General features: G+C 51.7%; 13 protein-coding genes and 2 riboswitches. Of the genes, 9 read left to right on the forward strand and 4 right to left on the reverse strand.

The window, feature by feature from the left end; all coding sequences use genetic code 11:
• The 4 genes from ACO0LK_RS25965 to ACO0LK_RS25980 all read left to right on the forward strand — a co-directional run.
• A partial coding sequence (locus ACO0LK_RS25965) for an ExbD/TolR family protein (protein ID WP_422980295.1) occupies positions 1–395 on the forward strand: 395 nt, incomplete at its 5' end.
• 170 nt (positions 396–565) lie between these two features.
• Entirely contained in the window at positions 566–1,819 is a 1,254-nt protein-coding gene (locus ACO0LK_RS25970; RefSeq protein WP_422980297.1) for a tetratricopeptide repeat protein, read from the forward strand.
• 182 nt (positions 1,820–2,001) lie between these two features.
• On the forward strand, positions 2,002–2,271 hold the full coding sequence (locus ACO0LK_RS25975; RefSeq protein WP_422980299.1) for a type II toxin-antitoxin system Phd/YefM family antitoxin: 270 nt from the start codon (positions 2,002–2,004) through the stop codon (positions 2,269–2,271).
• Positions 2,271–2,600 (forward strand): type II toxin-antitoxin system RelE/ParE family toxin, encoded by a 330-nt coding sequence (locus ACO0LK_RS25980; protein ID WP_422980301.1) that lies wholly within the window; start codon positions 2,271–2,273, stop codon positions 2,598–2,600. The genes ACO0LK_RS25975 and ACO0LK_RS25980 overlap by 1 nt, the downstream gene beginning before the upstream one ends.
• Positions 2,601–2,775: 175 nt before the next feature.
• Here the strand turns inward: ACO0LK_RS25980 and ACO0LK_RS25985 are convergent, their stop codons facing one another.
• Both ACO0LK_RS25985 and ACO0LK_RS25990 read right to left on the reverse strand, forming a co-directional pair.
• A complete protein-coding gene (locus ACO0LK_RS25985) occupies positions 2,776–4,356 on the reverse strand; it encodes a transglycosylase SLT domain-containing protein (protein WP_422980303.1) in 1,581 nt (526 codons plus the stop codon).
• A 377-nt stretch (positions 4,357–4,733) separates the two neighbouring features.
• Positions 4,734–5,954 (reverse strand): MFS transporter, encoded by a 1,221-nt coding sequence (locus tag ACO0LK_RS25990; RefSeq protein ID WP_422980305.1) that lies wholly within the window; start codon positions 5,952–5,954, stop codon positions 4,734–4,736.
• Positions 5,955–6,122: 168 nt separating this feature from the next.
• Between ACO0LK_RS25990 and ACO0LK_RS25995 the strand changes: the two genes are divergently transcribed.
• The gene (locus tag ACO0LK_RS25995) at positions 6,123–6,725 is read left to right on the forward strand and encodes a TetR/AcrR family transcriptional regulator (protein ID WP_422980307.1); all 603 of its coding nucleotides are present in this window, start codon (positions 6,123–6,125) and stop codon (positions 6,723–6,725) included.
• A gap of 62 nt (positions 6,726–6,787) precedes the next feature.
• Here ACO0LK_RS25995 and ACO0LK_RS26000 read toward each other — a convergent pair whose 3' ends face one another.
• Positions 6,788–8,605, reverse strand: a complete 1,818-nt coding sequence (locus ACO0LK_RS26000; protein WP_422980309.1) for an ABC transporter transmembrane domain-containing protein — start codon at positions 8,603–8,605, stop codon at positions 6,788–6,790.
• A gap of 236 nt (positions 8,606–8,841) precedes the next feature.
• Between ACO0LK_RS26000 and ACO0LK_RS26005 the strand changes: the two genes are divergently transcribed.
• Entirely contained in the window at positions 8,842–10,242 is a 1,401-nt protein-coding gene (locus ACO0LK_RS26005) for a DUF2799 domain-containing protein (protein WP_422980311.1), read from the forward strand.
• Between the two features lie 71 nt (positions 10,243–10,313).
• On the forward strand, positions 10,314–12,710 hold the full coding sequence (locus tag ACO0LK_RS26010; protein WP_422980313.1) for a penicillin acylase family protein: 2,397 nt from the start codon (positions 10,314–10,316) through the stop codon (positions 12,708–12,710).
• Positions 12,711–12,827: 117 nt separating this feature from the next.
• Here ACO0LK_RS26010 and ACO0LK_RS26015 read toward each other — a convergent pair whose 3' ends face one another.
• A complete protein-coding gene (locus tag ACO0LK_RS26015) occupies positions 12,828–14,201 on the reverse strand; it encodes a pectate lyase family protein (protein WP_422980315.1) in 1,374 nt (457 codons plus the stop codon).
• Between the two features lie 456 nt (positions 14,202–14,657).
• A riboswitch (glycine riboswitch) is annotated at positions 14,658–14,745 on the forward strand.
• Positions 14,746–14,756: 11 nt separating this feature from the next.
• Positions 14,757–14,895, forward strand: a riboswitch (glycine riboswitch).
• Positions 14,896–14,967: 72 nt separating this feature from the next.
• Here ACO0LK_RS26015 and gcvT point away from each other — a divergent pair.
• Positions 14,968–16,098, forward strand: a complete 1,131-nt coding sequence (gcvT, locus tag ACO0LK_RS26020) for a glycine cleavage system aminomethyltransferase GcvT (RefSeq protein ID WP_422980317.1) — start codon at positions 14,968–14,970, stop codon at positions 16,096–16,098.
• A 54-nt stretch (positions 16,099–16,152) separates the two neighbouring features.
• Complete coding sequence (gene gcvH / locus ACO0LK_RS26025) at positions 16,153–16,530, forward strand: glycine cleavage system protein GcvH (RefSeq protein ID WP_186948830.1); 378 nt, start codon at positions 16,153–16,155, stop codon at positions 16,528–16,530.
• Positions 16,531–16,570 lie beyond the last annotated feature (40 nt).

Here is a 16,570-nt window from a genome sequence, read left to right on the forward strand (position 1 = left end):
CTGATCCGGAAGTAATGATAGAAATGAACATGACGCCATTGATTGACGTCATGCTGGTATTGATCATTATGTTGATTATTACCATTCCTATTCAGAACCATGCGATCAATCTGAACATGCCGACAGGTCCATCACCACCACCATTGGTCGAGCCGGTAGTAGTTAATATCGACGTGGACTTTGATGGTACGGTATTGTGGGATGGCGTGGCAGTCAACCCGACTGAGCTGGATGCCAAGTTGCAGGCAGCCGCGACTGCAGCAGTACAGCCAGAAGTGCATTTGCGTCCAGTGGCTGTGGTACCGTACAAATCGGTGGCTGCGGTAATGGCAGCAGCACAGCGCAAGGGTGTGACCAAGATCGGGATGGTCGGGAACGAGCAGTTCCTGAAATGACAAATATTCATTTCAAGACGATTTCGGCGCATCAATGCTGAGTTCTTAAGGTATGATAGAAAATTGGCAGGGGGCTTCCCTGCCATTTTTCATATTCACGGGTTGAGCCCAGGTTTTTCTGAAGCTGCAGTCCCAAAGTTTATTAAATTTATTGATTGAGAGATCAACATATGAAGCAACTTCGCTTGTCTCGTATCGCTGTACTGATTGCAGCTATTGGCTTTGCCGCCGCTCCAGAATTAACTAATATTGCAGCAAACCAGGCCTATGCTCAGGAATCCATGCGTCCTGAAATCGGTCGTATCGTCCAGGCGGCCGGTGAGTTGTACAAAGCGAAAAAATACAAGGATGCGCTGTCCAAGATTCATGAAGCGGACAGCGTTGGTGGCAAGTCAGTCAATGAAAATTTCACCATAGAGCGCATGCGCCTGTCGATCGCCTCTGCTGCTGGCGACAATGATTCGGTTATCCGTTCTGCTGAAACGATAATTTCTGCCAATAAGTTGCCAGGTAAAGAGCAGTTGCAGATGATACAAGTGCTGGCGAATGCCTATTTTAAATCAGGCAATTACTCGAAAGCAGCGCAATGGTATAACCGCTATTATGCGGATGGCGGTACTGACTCTTCCCTGCGTCCTTACCTGATCCAGGCGATGTCACAGAGTGGTGACAGCGCCAAGGCCATGAAAGAAATCAAGGCTGAGCTGGCAGCGGATGAAAAAGCTGGTCGTACACCAAGCCTGACCAATCTGGAATACCTGTCCAATGATGCATTGAAGAACAAGGACATGGCCACTTATTCCAGCGCGCTGGAAAAAATGGTTTCCTTCCATGGCAAGAAAGAATACTGGGTCAACCTGCTGAATAATATGCAGAAGCAACCAGGCTATTCCGAGCGTCTGAAACTGGATCTGATGCGCCTGAAGCTGGCCCTGGGTCAGATCACCAAAACTGCTGACTATATGGATATGTCTCTGTTTGCTATCCAGGCTGGTTTCCCGGCGGAAGCAACAAAGATTATTGATGCAGGCTACAAGGCTGGTGTCTTGGGCGAAGGCAAGGATGCTGATCGTCACAAGCGTTTGCGCGATATGGCGACCAAAGCACAGGATGACGCCAACAAAACCATGGCAGCCAACGAAGATGAAGCCAAAAAAGCCAAAGATGGCTCGGGTCTGCTTAATATCGGCTACAACTATGTGGCAGCAGGCAAGTTTGACAAAGGCCTGAGCATGATGGAAGAGGGCATTGCCAAAGACAATCTGAAGCATGAAGATGACGCCAAATTGCACCTGGGCGTGGCCTACATTCAGGCGGGTAAAAAATCCGCTGCGGTCAAGATGTTGAAGACGGTACGTGGCACTGATGGCACGGCAGATCTGGCACGTTACTGGGTTATCTACGCCAATCAGTCGATTAAATAAGTCTAAGTGATTGTGGATGGTACTGAAACGTCAGTACGATCAATGAAAAAAGAGATGCCGTGGCATCTCTTTTTTTTGAGAATAAATATCATTGTATTGTAAAAATACAAATGCAGTCTATGGACTCGAGACTTAATTAAGACTAAAATTGGTCTTCATTCATTTGCAATCGGGGTTTGACTATGAAATTTTCAACTCAGGTAAAGCCTATCAGCTACCTCAAGAGTCACGCTGCTGAAATTATCAAAGACATCACGGAAACCCGTGAACCTATGCTCATTACGCAAAATGGTGAAGCCAAGCTGGTTGTCATGGACGTCAAGAGTTTTGAAGAACAAGAAGAAACGCTCGCACTGTTAAAAATCCTGGCACTTGGTAATCGTGAAATTGAACAAGGCAAATTTCGCGATGCCGAAGATGTATTTGCTGAACTGGATAAGGCAGATCACTAATGGGCTTTAGGGTCGTCATACTCAATTCGGCCGAACAAGATCTGAGAGAGCTTAAAGCTTACATAGTAAAAGACTTTTCCTTGGACACATGGCGCACGACCTATGCCAAGATAAAAGAAGTTATCCGTAATCTGCAAGATTTTCCGCAGACGGGTTCAATTCCAGACGAAATTGAAAAGCTGAACCTCACACAATACAGACAAGTTTTATCTGGCATGAATCGGGTTATTTACGAAGTGCGGCAGGATATTATTTATATCCATATTGTTGTCGATGCCAGACGAGATATGAGCGCCTTACTCACGCGCAGGTTATTAAGGGCAATATAAGATGACTAAACTAAGATCAAAATTCGAGCTCAAGTATTTTCTGTGAGATTAGGCAAGGGTGCCATCAAAGGCGGGAATGGGGCATGGCAATAAAGAATAATACTTGGAAAGTTAGTCGCCTCTCTCCCCAGTATGGTTACATGCAATTGGATTGCATGTAACCAGCTTGAATGAGTCAGCTATGCTTCTTGCGACTGTTCTTGAGATGCGCGATCAATGATTTGCCACTGCTGCGTACTGGGGCGGCAGAGCGGTGTACGACCCGGGGTGCTGCCGCAGTATGGCGGGTGGCCAGTGGGGTATGCTGGCCTACCTGGGTCACGAATGGCACCTGCACACGCAAAGTCTGGCCGTGGGCAACATTCTCACGCTTCAGGTTGTTCCATGATTTCAGGTCGGCAATGCTGACGCGATAGCGTTTGGCGATGCCGGCTAGGTTGTCGTGCTTGCCAACTTTGTAGCTGACCTGGCGGGTAGAAGTTTTTTCCATGATCAGCTGGGCTTTTTCAGCGATTTCCAGCGAGATATCGTTGTCTGGTGCCTTGGTTGATTTGGGTACCAGCAGGGTGGAACCTGCCTTCACCATCATTTTTGCCGGGATCAGGTTAACTTCACGTAACAGTTCTGGTTTCAGCCCCAGTTTGCCTGCCAGTGATTCGACGCGTTCGGTTTTTTGCACCGTATGGGCAGACCAGGTGGACAAGGGGCCCTGCCATTTGCTCAGGTTCTCCCTGAACAGTGCCGCATTGTCGGTCGGCAGTAAAATCTTGGTGTTGCTGTCTCCGGTGATGACCGGCCGGTTGAATTGTGGATTCAATGCGGTAAATTCATCCAGCGGCAATTCTGCCAGTTGTGCGGCGACGCGCACGTCAATGTCTCTGGTTTTTTCTATCGTGACAAAGTAGGGCTGGTTGTCCAGCTTGGGCAGCGCCAGGCTGAATTGTTCCGGGTGGCCGATGATGTTTTTAACCGCCTGCAACTTCGGCAGGTAATTTTTTGTTTCGTTCGGCATGTGTACCGACAGACTCTGGAAGTCGATAGGCAAGCCAGCAGCCTGCTGTTTCTTGATGGCACGTTGCACCGAGCCTTCGCCCCAGTTGTAGGCGGCCAGTGCCAGTTGCCAGTCACCAAACATGCCGTACAGTTTTTCCAGATAATTCAGGGCCGCATCGGTAGAATCCAGCACGCCGCGCCTGTCATCCTTGAACATGGTTTGTTTCAGGTTGAAATCACGTCCCGTTGCCGCCATAAACTGCCACATGCCGGTTGCCTTGGCGGTGGAGATGGCTTGCGGGTTGAAAGCGGATTCAATGAAAGGCAACAGCGCCAGTTCTGTGGGCATGCCACGCTTTTCCAGTTCCTCGACCACATGGTAGAGATAGCGTGAGCCACGCTGCACGGTGCGCAATATATAGTCAGTGCGGGTGCTGTACCAGGCCAGCTGATTGCTGACCAACTGATTTTCCAGATCGGGTATGGCGTAACCGGTGCGGATTCTGTTCCACAAGTCACCATTCTTCTCTGTATATTCAAGCGTGCCTGTATTTGTTGCCATTTCTGCCGCCATAGGCCTGGGCAGCGACATTTCTGGGACAGCGGTGGGTGTTGTCGCTATCGTTGGTACGGGCGCAATGGTTTCCGGTGCAGATGCCAGCGCGAATGCAGGTGGCGCGTCAGCCAGGCAAATTTGTGGCGCAACGTAGCTGAGCAGCGCGGCAGCAAACAGGGATGAAGAGCGTAGGGGGAATCGTTTCATAGGCAATAGTGTGTCTGATCGACCATGGTCAACGTGGATTGCAGGATCGTGAGAGTGTACGCAAGTGCGCTTTGCAGCGTCAAGGAAAATGTCAATGAAATGACAACTGTTACATCTATAGACCAGTATTTTGCCTGTTGATTACATGCAAGTGCTGGTATTGGAGCTTTAAATTATGCTTATGGGGTGTAAATATCGCTAATGTGGCTATATCTCACCGATTTGAAAGCTTATTTCTTGTAAGTCGAATATTTTATGACAGATGTCACCAAGTTATCATCGCGTTCTGGAAGGGACTGTTGAAGTTGCCATGCCTTATCAGCATTCATTCACATTCAACAGTCCCTATTTATGAAATGAGTTCTACTGAGTTGTACTTATGCTGCCTGTAGTTGCAATTGTTTTTCCTCTATCGGCAAATGTATCAAGGCAGCACCGACTGCCAGCGTGATATCGATATACCAGACCAGGTTGAAGTTACCGCTGGCTTCGAAGATTTTGCCGCCTAGCCAGACTCCCAGGAAACCACCCAGTTGATGTGCCAGCATGATGATGCCAAACAGGCTGGCCATGTGTGTCGGGCCAAAGAACTTGGCGACCAGGCCGGCTGTGGGTGGTACTGTGGACAGGAAAGTCAGACCCATGACGGCAGCAAAGACCAGTACGACGGGGCCAGTCTTGGGTGTCAGCAAGAACACGATGATGGCCAGGGCGCGTGTCGCGTACAGCAGCGACAGCAGGGATTTCATGCGCCAGCGACTCACTGCCAGGCCCATGGAAATACTGCCAACAATATTGAACAGGCCCAATATACCCAGTGACCAGGCGCCATAGGTTGGCGGCAAGCCGCACAGGCTGATCACGCCCGGCAAGTGCGTAGCCAGAAAAGCGACATGAAAACCGCAGACAAAAAAGCCTGTTGCCAGCATCAGGTAACTGGGGTTTTTCAGGGCACTGTAGATGGCTTCTTTGGTACTGGTTGGTACGTGCCCGACAGTTGTGTTTTGCACAGGTGTGCCACGCAACAGAAAAGCAGCGGGTAGCGCCAGCAACACCACCAGGCCCAGAATCTGCATCGCATTATTCCAGCCGTACTGACTCATCAGCCATACTGCCAGTGGCGCCATCAGGAACTGGCCAAACGAGCCACCTGCATTAATGATGCCAGTGGCCAGGCCGCGCTTGTCTGCCGGGATCATGCGGGTAGCGACTGACATCAGCACAGCTGGTCCGGCCATGCCGGCCCCACCTGCCGCCAATATGCCTATCGCAAAGATCAAACCAGCGGTGGTGGTCATCAATGGCGTGATAAAGGTACCTAGTGCCACCAATATCAGGCCAATGAATAACACGCGGCCAGCTCCCAGTTTGTCGGCAATGGCCCCGGCAAACGGCTGCGTCAAACCCCACCATAACTGACCAAAGGCGAATGCCAGGCTGATATTGCCTACGCCAAGGCCGGTAGACGTATTCATAGGACTGAGAAACAAGCCCATGCTTTGCCGTGCGCCCATACTCAGGGCAAAGGTGCCGGCCGTGCCTAACAATACCAGCCAGACGGCCGGGTATTTGTTCACAAAGTTGCTTTGAGTATCCATATGGGTTTCCGGTAATGGGTGGTGAGCAAATGCTGAAAAACCAATCAAAGGTTCACGCGGGTTCATGCAGGTTTATGCATTTTTATTTATAGATGATGGCCATCATGATTGTATATATTACGGTCATAATTTATAATGTCAAGACAATTTCTTGTGTGGGAGGCCGTAATGAAAGTCAGCAGAGAGCAGGCAAACGAAAATCGCGAGCGCATTCTGAATGTAGCAGCGCAATTATTTCGTGAGCAGGGCTTTGACGGTGTCAGTGTGGTTGACCTGATGAAGGGGGCGGGCCTGACCCATGGTGGATTTTATGGAAATTTTTCTTCCAAAGAAGATTTGATTGTGCAGACCTGCGCTCGCAGCCTGGGGCGTTCCGCAGACAGATGGAAAAGATGGAAATCAGAATCGCCAGAAACGACCCTGTCACGCATAGTCACAGACTATTTGTCGGCAGCGCATCGCGATGCACCCGGCCGTGGCTGTGCGCTTGCAGCACTGGGTTCTGACATGGGCAGGCAGGGTGAGGCCGTGCGCAAGACCGCCAGCAAAGGCGCGCATGATCTGATTGCTGTGCTGGCAGAACTATTGCCGGGAGATACTGAAACGGAAAAAGAAGATCAGGCGATGGCAGCTTTTGCCAGCATGGTAGGAGCGGTCATGCTGGCGCGTGCGGTGGATGATGCAGGGTTTTCGCAGCGCATCCTGCATGCAGTTGCTGTGACTTTGGAAAAACAGGCCGTCGCTGTAAAGCTTCAGGAGCCTGCAATCTGACGTGGCAGGCTCCCGTCTGGTCGGGCTTGCCGGACTTGCCGGACTTGCCGAGCTTACCAGATTTACTCTTCGTTCTTGTGCAAATCAAATTGCAGCGCCGCCAGTTTGGCATACACGCCACCTTGTTCGACCAGTGAGGCATGGGTACCAGTTTCCACAATCTTCCCATGTTCCATGACGATGATGCGGTTTGCCCGCTGCACGGTCGCCAGGCGGTGTGCAATGATCAGGGTGGTGCGGCCTTGCATCGCCACTTCCAGTGCACCCTGTACCAGACGTTCTGATTCTGCATCCAACGCGCTGGTGGCTTCGTCCAGTAGCAGTAAAGGCGGGTTTTTTAGCAGGGCACGGGCGATGGCTATCCTTTGTCTTTGTCCACCAGACAGGCGCACACCGCGTTCGCCCAGGAAGGATTGATAGCTTTCCGGCAGTCTTTCTATGAATTCATGCGCGGCTGCCATTTTGGCGGCGGCGATCACTTCGGCATCTGTGGCATCGGCGCGGCCATAACGGATATTTTCCATGGCGTTGGCAGAAAAAATAATGGTATCTTGCGGCACGATGCCGATGGCGGCACGCAGGTCGTGCAGGCTTAGTTGACGGATGTTGACACCATCAAGACGTATTTCACCTCGCTGTGGATCATAAAAACGCAATAGCATCTGGAACAGCGTGGTCTTGCCGGCACCAGACGAGCCGACAATTGCCACCGTTTCGCCTGGCCGTATATCCAGATCAAGCTCAGACAGTGCAGCAGTGTTGGGGCGTGAAGGGTAATAAAATTCCAGTCCCTGCAATGACAGTGCAGCGCCACTGGCGTCATGCTCAGCCCTGGCTGGCAGACGCAAAGCCAGGTCAGGAGCCGGATTCTGAATCGGTGACTGCACCTCAATCAATTCCAGCAAACGCTCGGTCGCCCCGGCAGCGCGCTGGGCATCGCCCATTACTTCGGACAATGCGCCGACGGCACCGGCAACAATGGATGCGTACAGAATGAACTGACCAAGTTCACCGCCGCTCATGCGGCCCTGCATAACGGCATGCGCGCCGAGCCACAATACAAATACGATGGCGCCAAATACCAGCAGAATGGCAATCAGCGTCAGCAATGATCGTGCGCGTATGCGACGCATGGCAGTATTGAAGGCACCTTCCACCGAGCCAGAGAAGCGTTGTGCTTCGATATGTTCATGGGTAAAGGCTTGCACCGTAGGCATGGCATTTAAAATTTCGCCAGCGATGGCTGACGCATCGGCTATCCGGTCTTGCGAATCGCGCGACAGCTTTCGTACGCGGCGGCCAAACAGGATGATTGGCAGCACCACTACCGCCAGCGTGACGATAATGATGGATGACAGTTTGGGGCTGGTAATGAACAGCATCACCAGCCCACCGAGGAAGAGCAGGAAATTGCGCAAGGCCATCGATATGCTGGTGCCGACTACGGTCTGTATCAGCGTGGTATCAGTGGTCAGGCGCGACAGCACTTCACCGGTCTGTGTGGTTTCAAAAAATTCCGGGCTTTGCGTCACCACGTGGGAATACACGGCGTCGCGTATGTCAGCCGTCACCCTTTCACCCAGCCAGGACACCATGTAAAACCTGGCTGCAGTGGCGATGCCCAGTACGCAGGCGACGCCAAACAGGGCAATGAAGGTCAGGTCCACATGCTTGATGCTATGATCGCCGCCACCAAAACCCAGGTCTATCATCTGGCGGAAGGCATAGGGAATAGCCAGGGTCGCGCCAGCCGCCACCAGCAAGGCAATGCCGGCCAGCACAAACTGCATCTTGTACGGACTTAAGAAGGGCAACAATCCTTTCAGCGTTTGCAGACTGCTGCGCTGGGAAATGTCAGTGCCGGTAGGGGAGGTGGTCATGCGTAGTCCAGAATAGGGGGCAGGCGTGAGCTAAACAATAGCAAAGCGAATAGATGATGTCGGCCTGGTCAAAATCAATAGCGCAGACCATTCTTTTTATCCTTGTGGCAAAGGTTTATGGCTTGTCTGGCAAGATGTTCTGCCATGTTTGTGATGGGCTTTGTCAACAAATGTAAAGCAAATGCGTTGATACTGCATCGTCGCTTAAAACATCATCATTTAAAGTCATTATTGCTATGTACCTTATATCAAAACCCGGTCAACGTGTCATCCTGGCAGCCGTTTTGGCTTGCAGTTTTTTGTTAAGCGGCTGTCAATCGACCGTTAACCGCGTCAATGACTGCAAGCTGGGTGACTGGATCACTATCGGCAGTAAAGATGGGGCAGAAGGGCTGGACAAGCGTTTTGATGACAGGCGAAGGTTTTGCTCGCTGATCGATGGCGACAAGATCAAGGCGGAATCTGCCAGCAATTATGAACAGGGCTGGGCGCAGGGTAACCAGATTTTCTGGTCACGGCTAGGGCGGGAAGACGGTCGTAATGCCCGTGCCATCAGTTATTTTGATGCCCAGGTTAAATCAGATGTAGTAGGACGCAATAGCACGCCGCTGAACCGTCCCGCTTATGAACAAGGCTGGCAGCAAGGCAATGCCGATTACTGGTACCAGACCGGTTTGCAGGATGGCAAGGCCGGGCGCAATGCCAGCGAAGAAGCATCCCGTGCCAGGTCGGGTGCGGCAATCGGCTTCCAGGCCCCCAGCTACCAGCGCGGCTGGGCCGATGGCAATTACGCCTATTGGCAGCAATTGGGTTATCAGGATGCGCATGATGGCATACCCGACAGTGAATTGGCTGCCAGAGTCAGGACGGCCACAGCCAGCGGCCTGCAAGTGCGTGAAGACGCTTACCATGTGGGCTGGAATCGCGAGATCGTCGAATACTGGAAGAACCTGGGCTGGAATGATGCAGTCAGCGGACGTGATATCCATACCCGTCGCGATGATGCCAAACGACGTGGCCTTAAAATATTCGAGCTTGAATACCAGCAAAAATGGGAACAAAGATTATTGCAATACTGGACCGATGCCGGTAACAGCGACGGCTATGGCCATCCCAACCAGCTGGAGCAGCGCATGGCCAATGCGCGACGTGACAATGTTTTCGTGATTGCACAGACCCGCGATGTCTATGAACAGGCCTGGATCAGCCAGAATGCACGTTACTGCACGGTCGACAATGCCTTCAACTGGGGCCGTGAAAATAAAGGCATGGCAATTGAGGTATGCAATATCAGTATGCAGGGTAATTTGCGTCGTGCCATGCTGGGTGGGCAGGATTATGAAGAACTGTCGCGAAAATATAGTCAGACACATGCCGATTTGCTGGCACATGAAGATCGCCATGCCGATGCCGAACGCAAGTTACGCAGGCTAGAGCAGGATATCAAGCGCGATCAGGATGATAAAAATCGCCCTAAAACCGAAGACAATGCCAACATCGACCGCAAGCGCGAACGTGAACGCCGCGAGCTGCAAGAATTCCTGAACGGCAGCCGCAGACGCATCGATGATTTGCGTGCATGGGAATTCCGTTATGACCAGCAAATGCGCCAGATCAAACGGGATTTATATTTGTAAAAAGGCGATCACGGCAGAGTCCGGGCATAGAAGTGTAAAATCAGCAAACATACCCGGAATGAGAGATGCTGATGAAACGTCTGTTGAAATGGAGTTTGCTGTTACTGGTTGGCTTGATCATCATCGCGCTGATCGCTGTTTCGGTGTACGTGTACGGCAAGCGGGTCCAGCGCTCAGGTGTTGGTGAACTGAGCGGCCTCAGTGCCAAAGTCACCGTGCAATATGATGAACGTGGTGTGCCGCATATCGAAGCAAAAAATGAAGCCGACCTGTATCGTGCCTTAGGCTATGTGCATGCGCAAGACCGTCTGTTTCAGATGGAAATGGCGCGCCGCCTGGCACGTGGCGAACTGGCAGAAATCCTCGGGCCCAAGCTGGTCGATACCGACCGCCTGTTCCGCACCCTGGGCATACGCAAGCATGCGGCAGACTATGCGGCAAAGCTGGATCAGAATTCCGCCCCGGTAAAAGCCCTGAATGCGTATCTGGATGGCATCAATCAATTCCAGTCTGGCCATGCCGCCCCGCTGGAATTTGATTTATTGGGTATTCCCAAACGCCCGTTTACTGCGGAAGACACCATCGCCGTTTCTGGCTATATGGCCTACAGCTTTGCCGCAGCCTTTCGCACCGAACCGGTGTTGACACAGGTACGTGACCAGTTGGGGCAAGACTATCTGCGCATATTTGATCTGTCATGGTATCCGCAGGGTGTCATCAAATCTGGCCCCAAATTAAGCCAGTCGGACTGGGATGGCTTACAGCGCATTGCCACCACCAGCCAGCAAGCGCTGGAGGAATTCGGCTTGCCGCAACTGGAAGGCAGCAATGCCTGGGTGGTGGCGGGTAGCAAAACTGTCAGTGGAAAACCTTTGCTGGCGGGTGACCCGCATATTGCCTATTCGGTCCCCGCAGTCTGGTATGAAGCGCATTTGAAAATGCCGGGCTTTGAACTGTATGGGCACCATCAGGTGTTGAACCCGTTTGCGCTGCTTGGCCATAACAGCCAGTTTGGCTGGACACTGACCATGTTCCAGAATGATGATCTGGATTTAATTGCTGAAAAGGTAAACCCGAAAAATGCCAACCAGGTCTGGATCAAAGGGCAGTGGGTGGACATGCAAAATCGCGAAGAAATCATTAAGGTCAAAGGCAGTGATCCGGTACGCCTGCAACTGCGGTCTTCGCCACACGGCCCTATCATCACCGACGCATTTCGGGATAATTTCCGCAATAATCCGGTGGCCATGTGGTGGGCATTTCTGGAAACAGAAAACCCAGTGCTGGACGCTTTTTATGAGCTGAACCGTGCCGGCACGCAGCCCATGGCCAGCAAGGCCGTCAGCAAAATCCATGCGCCCGGCCTGAATGTATTGTGGGCCAATACCAGTGGCGATATTGCCTGGTGGGCTGCGGCCAAACTGGTCAGACGCCCGGCAGAGGTGAACCCGGGTTTCATCCTGGATGGCAGCACTGCCGAGGCCGATAAGCCAGGCTATTATGACTTCGCTGACAACCCGCATGAGATCAATCCAGAACGTGGCTTTATCGTCTCAGCCAATCAGCAGCCTTTGCCTTCGGTTAATTTTGCCATTCCCGGTTATTACAACCTGCCAGAACGGGCGCGCAGGCTGGAATATCTGTTGGCCAAACCCGGCATCAAATGGGATACCAAGAACAGCCAGGCCCTGCAACTCGATACCCGCACTGACTATGGTCCACAGCTATTGAAAAACCTGCTGCCTGTTTTACACCGGCAAGTCACCGATGCCGAAGGCCGCCGCCTGCTGGATCAACTGGAAAAATGGGATGGCAGTTACCAGATCAACAGCGTGGCACCCGTGATCTTCAGTCAGCTTTTGTACCAGGTAAGTTTTGCCGCCATGGCGGATGAACTGGGTGAAGTACAGTTCAAGAATCTGTTGCGTACCCGTGCGCTGGATATGGCCTTGCCACGCTTGCTGGCGGATGAACATTCTCCCTGGTGGGATAACCGCAAAACACCAACGGTGGAAAGCCGCGACGATATCATCCGTCTTGCATGGCGCGACAGTATCATCCACCTGCAAAATACTTTTGGTGCTGACAGCAAGCAATGGACCTGGGGCAGGGCGCATACATTGACACACAAGCATCCCTTGTCGCAACAAAAGCCGTTGGATAAATTGTTCAACGTCGGTCCCTTCGCTGCACCCGGTGGGCGGGAAGTGCCAAACAATCTGTCCGGCCCTATCGGTCCGGCTCCATGGGAAGTGACTTACGGCCCTTCAACCCGGCGACTGATAGACTTTGCCGATGCCAGCAAGTCGCTCGGCATCAACCCTGTGGGACAGAGCGGGGTCTGGTTTGACGCGCATTACAATGATCAGGCAGCAGGGTTCGTAGCGGGAAACTATGTGCAGCAATATCTGGATACGAAGGATGTAAGCGCGCATGCCAGGAGTGTGCTGGTGTTGCGCAAGAAATAGGTTTGCATGTCATTTAAAGACATGAATTTATTGTGGAAGCTGAGCGGCCTGGAATGACCACTCAGCTTCAGATTGCAAAGACAGTATACTTTCTTACTGCATTGCTTTCTTACTACATTACTTGCAACTCAGTTTAGCCAGTGACGTGCCCGCACCTGCGACTGCAGGCAGTTTTTGTTTCAGGCATGCAGGCTCATCTGGTGTGTAACTGTAAGCGATGCCAATCGGCAGGTGCGATGTTGTTACCCAGTCTGTAGCGTCGCGATTCGGCTTGGAATCGCTGGCCACCCATTTGATGCCGTAGGTATTGAAGTCAGCGGGAGTCTTGATATTATTGTTGCGCAATTCCCAGTAGCCGATGACATCACTGTCGCGGGAAGTCACAGGGTTTTGTGAATTCTCGAAATAGTTACTTTCGATCAGAGAATAGCCCAGCATGCGCACATTGATGCCGGATGTTTTGATATCGCTGTACAGGTTATTGTAGATATGGGTATAACCGCCGCGTTGCAGAGGCAGGCGTGAGCCTACGTTTTTGTAGTAATTGTGATGGAAAGTGATGTAACGGTCACTCGCATCGCTGTCGCTGGAACCGATCAGGCCAACTTTGTGGTGATCATGGATGTAGTTGTAAGAATAGGTGAGATGATGTGCACCTGCCTTGTTATCCACCAGGCCATCAAATTCCAGGTCGCCTGCACCCGGACATTCTGCCAGTGAGCTGAACAGGGTATTGTGATCGACCCAGACGTAACCGGGGAACTTGCCGCTCTGGCCTTCTATGCCTATGGCATCAATAGAGCCGGGTAGCAGACCTATGGTCATGTTGCGGATGATGATGTTGGTCGCGCCACCTTTAACAGCAATACCAAAATTGGCAGCGGAACCATTGCTGCCTTCAATGGTGACATTGCCTTTGTTCTTGATTTCAACAATCGCGCCTTTGGCTTTTTTCCATTGTGTACAGGCATCCGGAATAGTACGGAAGTCGAACGTGCCGGTGTAACGGATAACCAAACCACCAGTGCCATTGTAGGCATCAATCGCCGCTTGCATCTGTGCCGCTGTCGTGACAGTGACCGCTGGCACGGTGCCGCCGCCAGTGACCAGTCCGGCAAAGCCGCCGCTGTGTCCGGCTGGGACCGGTGTGGTGCCTGATCCATCACCCGTGCTGCCGCCATTCCCGCCGCCACTGCTGCCGCCGGTATCTGGTGTGGCGGCTGGGCCGACGGCACATTTCTCTTTGATATCCGACGTGGCGGTGACGCCAAAGGTCGCGGCGGTACAACTGACATTGCCAGACAGGGATTTCACTACCCATTTGTCTTTCAATCCAAATGACACTTGCAGTGCTTTATCGCCTACTTTGCAGATGCCACCTTCGTCGGCGCATTTGGAAAAGCCGGACGGCCAGTCTGCTGCATATGCAGAACCCATGCCACATGTTGTGATGGCGGCAAAGGCGATCAATTTCAACTTATTGCTATTCATTTTTTCTCCGGTCACTTCTTGGTTGCTTAGTCGTAAAAAAAGTTAGTCATTCGGGTTATTCATTCGAGGTGTTCATTCGAGGTAGTCATTTGCAGCAGGAAACGACAGGCAACGATGAATTCTTAGGGTCAGATATTTATACAATGGAAATAAAACCGTAGCGAAGAGTAGCAACTCATACATTGTTTTATGGCAATTGTTTCTACTTAATACAATAATTACAAATTAATACAGAAGTGAGCGCTGAGATGGATAGTGGTCTGGTAAGGTTAGCCCCTGTTTCCCGATTTTTTACTTTGGAAGCAGAGCAAATCTTGGCGAGTGGTTCTATTGCCTAAGAAGTCGGTAAAACTGTCTCGAAGTGCCGTTTCTGTGATTTTTTAACTATTCCCACAGCTTTTCTGCAAATATTTCCGCACCCAACTATCCAATCCGTGGCAAGCCTTATATAATCGCGCTACTTGATCGGGAGAGCGTGACGAAAGTCGCCGCCGAAGGGGCTAATACCCAAAAAACTCTCAGGCAAAAGGACCGATCGACGGGGTAGTTAAAAGTTGCCCCAACTCTGGAGAGCGGTAGCGGCATACACGTTTATTTTTATAAATATTCGCCGGGCTACCCACCGAAGGTGCGCGCGGGCAGCAAACATACATGGCTCCCGTAATCTCTCAGGTACCAGGACAGAGGGGTATGCGATTTCAACGCATGCGACGTTTACTCGTCGGCATGCGTTTGTTCGTCCCTTCAATCTGGTAATGAGGCATTCATGACGCAAACAGCGACATCACTCAAGGCAACTCCCCTCAATGCAGCCCATCGTGCGGCTGGTGCAAAAATGGTTGATTTTGGCGGCTGGGACATGCCTGTCAACTATGGTTCCCAAATCGAAGAACATCATGCTGTGCGCACTGATTGTGGCATGTTTGATGTATCGCACATGTGTGTCGTCGATTTGCAGGGTGAAAATGTACGCAGCTTCCTGCGTGGCCTGGTCGCCAATAATGTCGATAAATTACAGGTAGCGGGCAAGGCTCTGTATTCCTGCATGCTCAAGCCTGAAGGCGGCGTCATTGATGACCTCATCATTTACTTCTTCAGCGAAAACTGGTTCCGCCTGGTGGTCAATGCCGGCACGGCAGAAAAAGATATCGCCTGGATGAATGCCCGCAATACAGAAACCAATAGCGGCCTGACGATTACCCAGCGCCGTGACGGCGCAAATGCTTTTGCCCTGGTGGCAGTGCAGGGACCAAATGCGCGCGCCAAAGCCTGGGAAGTCTTGCCAGAAACCAAATCTGCCAGTGCAGATATCAAACCCTTCAATGCCGTGATCGTTGCTGACACTTCCTTTGGTGAAGTGATGGTGGCACGCACAGGCTATACCGGTGAAGACGGTTTTGAAATTGCGGTTTCTGCTGATCGTGTTAATGACTTGTGGAATGCCCTGGCAGCAGCAGGCGTCAAACCGGCCGGCCTGGGTGCACGTGACACCCTGCGTCTGGAAGCCGGCATGAACCTGTATGGCCAGGACATGGATGAAACCGTCAACCCGCTGGATGCGGGCCTGGCCTGGACGATTGATCTGGTCAGCGAACGTGATTTCGTCGGCAAGCAAGCCTTGCAGACGCAGGGACAGAATGCCCAGTTCCTGGGCCTGATCCTGCGTGAAAAAGGCGGCATCCTGCGCGCCCATCAAAAAGTCGTCTGCGCACAAGGCGAAGGCGAGATCACCAGCGGTACTTTCAGCCCGACCATGCAGCAAGCGATTGCCCTGGCGCGGTTGCCTATGGGTGTGTCTGTAGGCGATACTGTGCAGGTTGTTATCCGTGACAAGCAATTGGCCGCATCTGTGGTCAAACTGCCTTTCGTCCGTAACGGCAAAATCCTGGCTGCGTGATTTGAACCGGCAGTCTTACTGATTATTCTTTAATTTACTTATTTGGAGCCCATCATGAACGTACCAGCAGATCTGAAATACACCACATCCCACGAATGGGTACGCACAGAAGCAGACGGCACCATCACTGTCGGCATTACTGAATTTGCCCAGGACGCCTTGGGCGATATCGTTTTTGTTGACCTGCCCAAAGTCGGTACCGTACTCGACGCTGGTAAAGACTGCGCCGTGGTTGAATCTGTCAAGGCTGCCGGTGATATCTATGCTCCAGTCACAGGTGAAGTCGTTGCCATCAATGAAGCGCTGGCGGATGCACCAGAATCCATCAATGCAGATGCTTTTGCAGCATGGCTGTTCAAACTGAAACCAGCAAATATTGCTGATGTGGATGGCTTGCTGAGTGCTGAAACTTACGCCAAGAACATCGCTTAATTATTTGTTTAAAAGGGGTGATCTTGTGATCACCTCCTTT

Origin of the sequence: Undibacterium sp. Ji49W (assembly GCF_049340205.1) — a bacterium.
GTDB lineage: Bacteria > Pseudomonadota > Gammaproteobacteria > Burkholderiales > Burkholderiaceae_D > Undibacterium.

Coding starts and splice junctions, on each gene's coding strand:
- gcvT (WP_422980317.1), top strand. CDS start 14,968: ATGACGCAAACAGCGACATCACTCAAGGCAACTCCCCTCAATGCAGCC.
- ACO0LK_RS25995 (WP_422980307.1), top strand. CDS start 6,123: ATGAAAGTCAGCAGAGAGCAGGCAAACGAAAATCGCGAGCGCATTCTG.
- ACO0LK_RS26000 (WP_422980309.1), bottom strand. CDS start 8,605: ATGACCACCTCCCCTACCGGCACTGACATTTCCCAGCGCAGCAGTCTG.
- ACO0LK_RS25990 (WP_422980305.1), bottom strand. CDS start 5,954: ATGGATACTCAAAGCAACTTTGTGAACAAATACCCGGCCGTCTGGCTG.
- ACO0LK_RS25985 (WP_422980303.1), bottom strand. CDS start 4,356: ATGAAACGATTCCCCCTACGCTCTTCATCCCTGTTTGCTGCCGCGCTG.
- ACO0LK_RS26015 (WP_422980315.1), bottom strand. CDS start 14,201: ATGAATAGCAATAAGTTGAAATTGATCGCCTTTGCCGCCATCACAACA.
- ACO0LK_RS25975 (WP_422980299.1), top strand. CDS start 2,002: ATGAAATTTTCAACTCAGGTAAAGCCTATCAGCTACCTCAAGAGTCAC.
- ACO0LK_RS26005 (WP_422980311.1), top strand. CDS start 8,842: ATGTACCTTATATCAAAACCCGGTCAACGTGTCATCCTGGCAGCCGTT.
- gcvH (WP_186948830.1), top strand. CDS start 16,153: ATGAACGTACCAGCAGATCTGAAATACACCACATCCCACGAATGGGTA.
- ACO0LK_RS26010 (WP_422980313.1), top strand. CDS start 10,314: ATGAAACGTCTGTTGAAATGGAGTTTGCTGTTACTGGTTGGCTTGATC.
- ACO0LK_RS25980 (WP_422980301.1), top strand. CDS start 2,271: ATGGGCTTTAGGGTCGTCATACTCAATTCGGCCGAACAAGATCTGAGA.
- ACO0LK_RS25970 (WP_422980297.1), top strand. CDS start 566: ATGAAGCAACTTCGCTTGTCTCGTATCGCTGTACTGATTGCAGCTATT.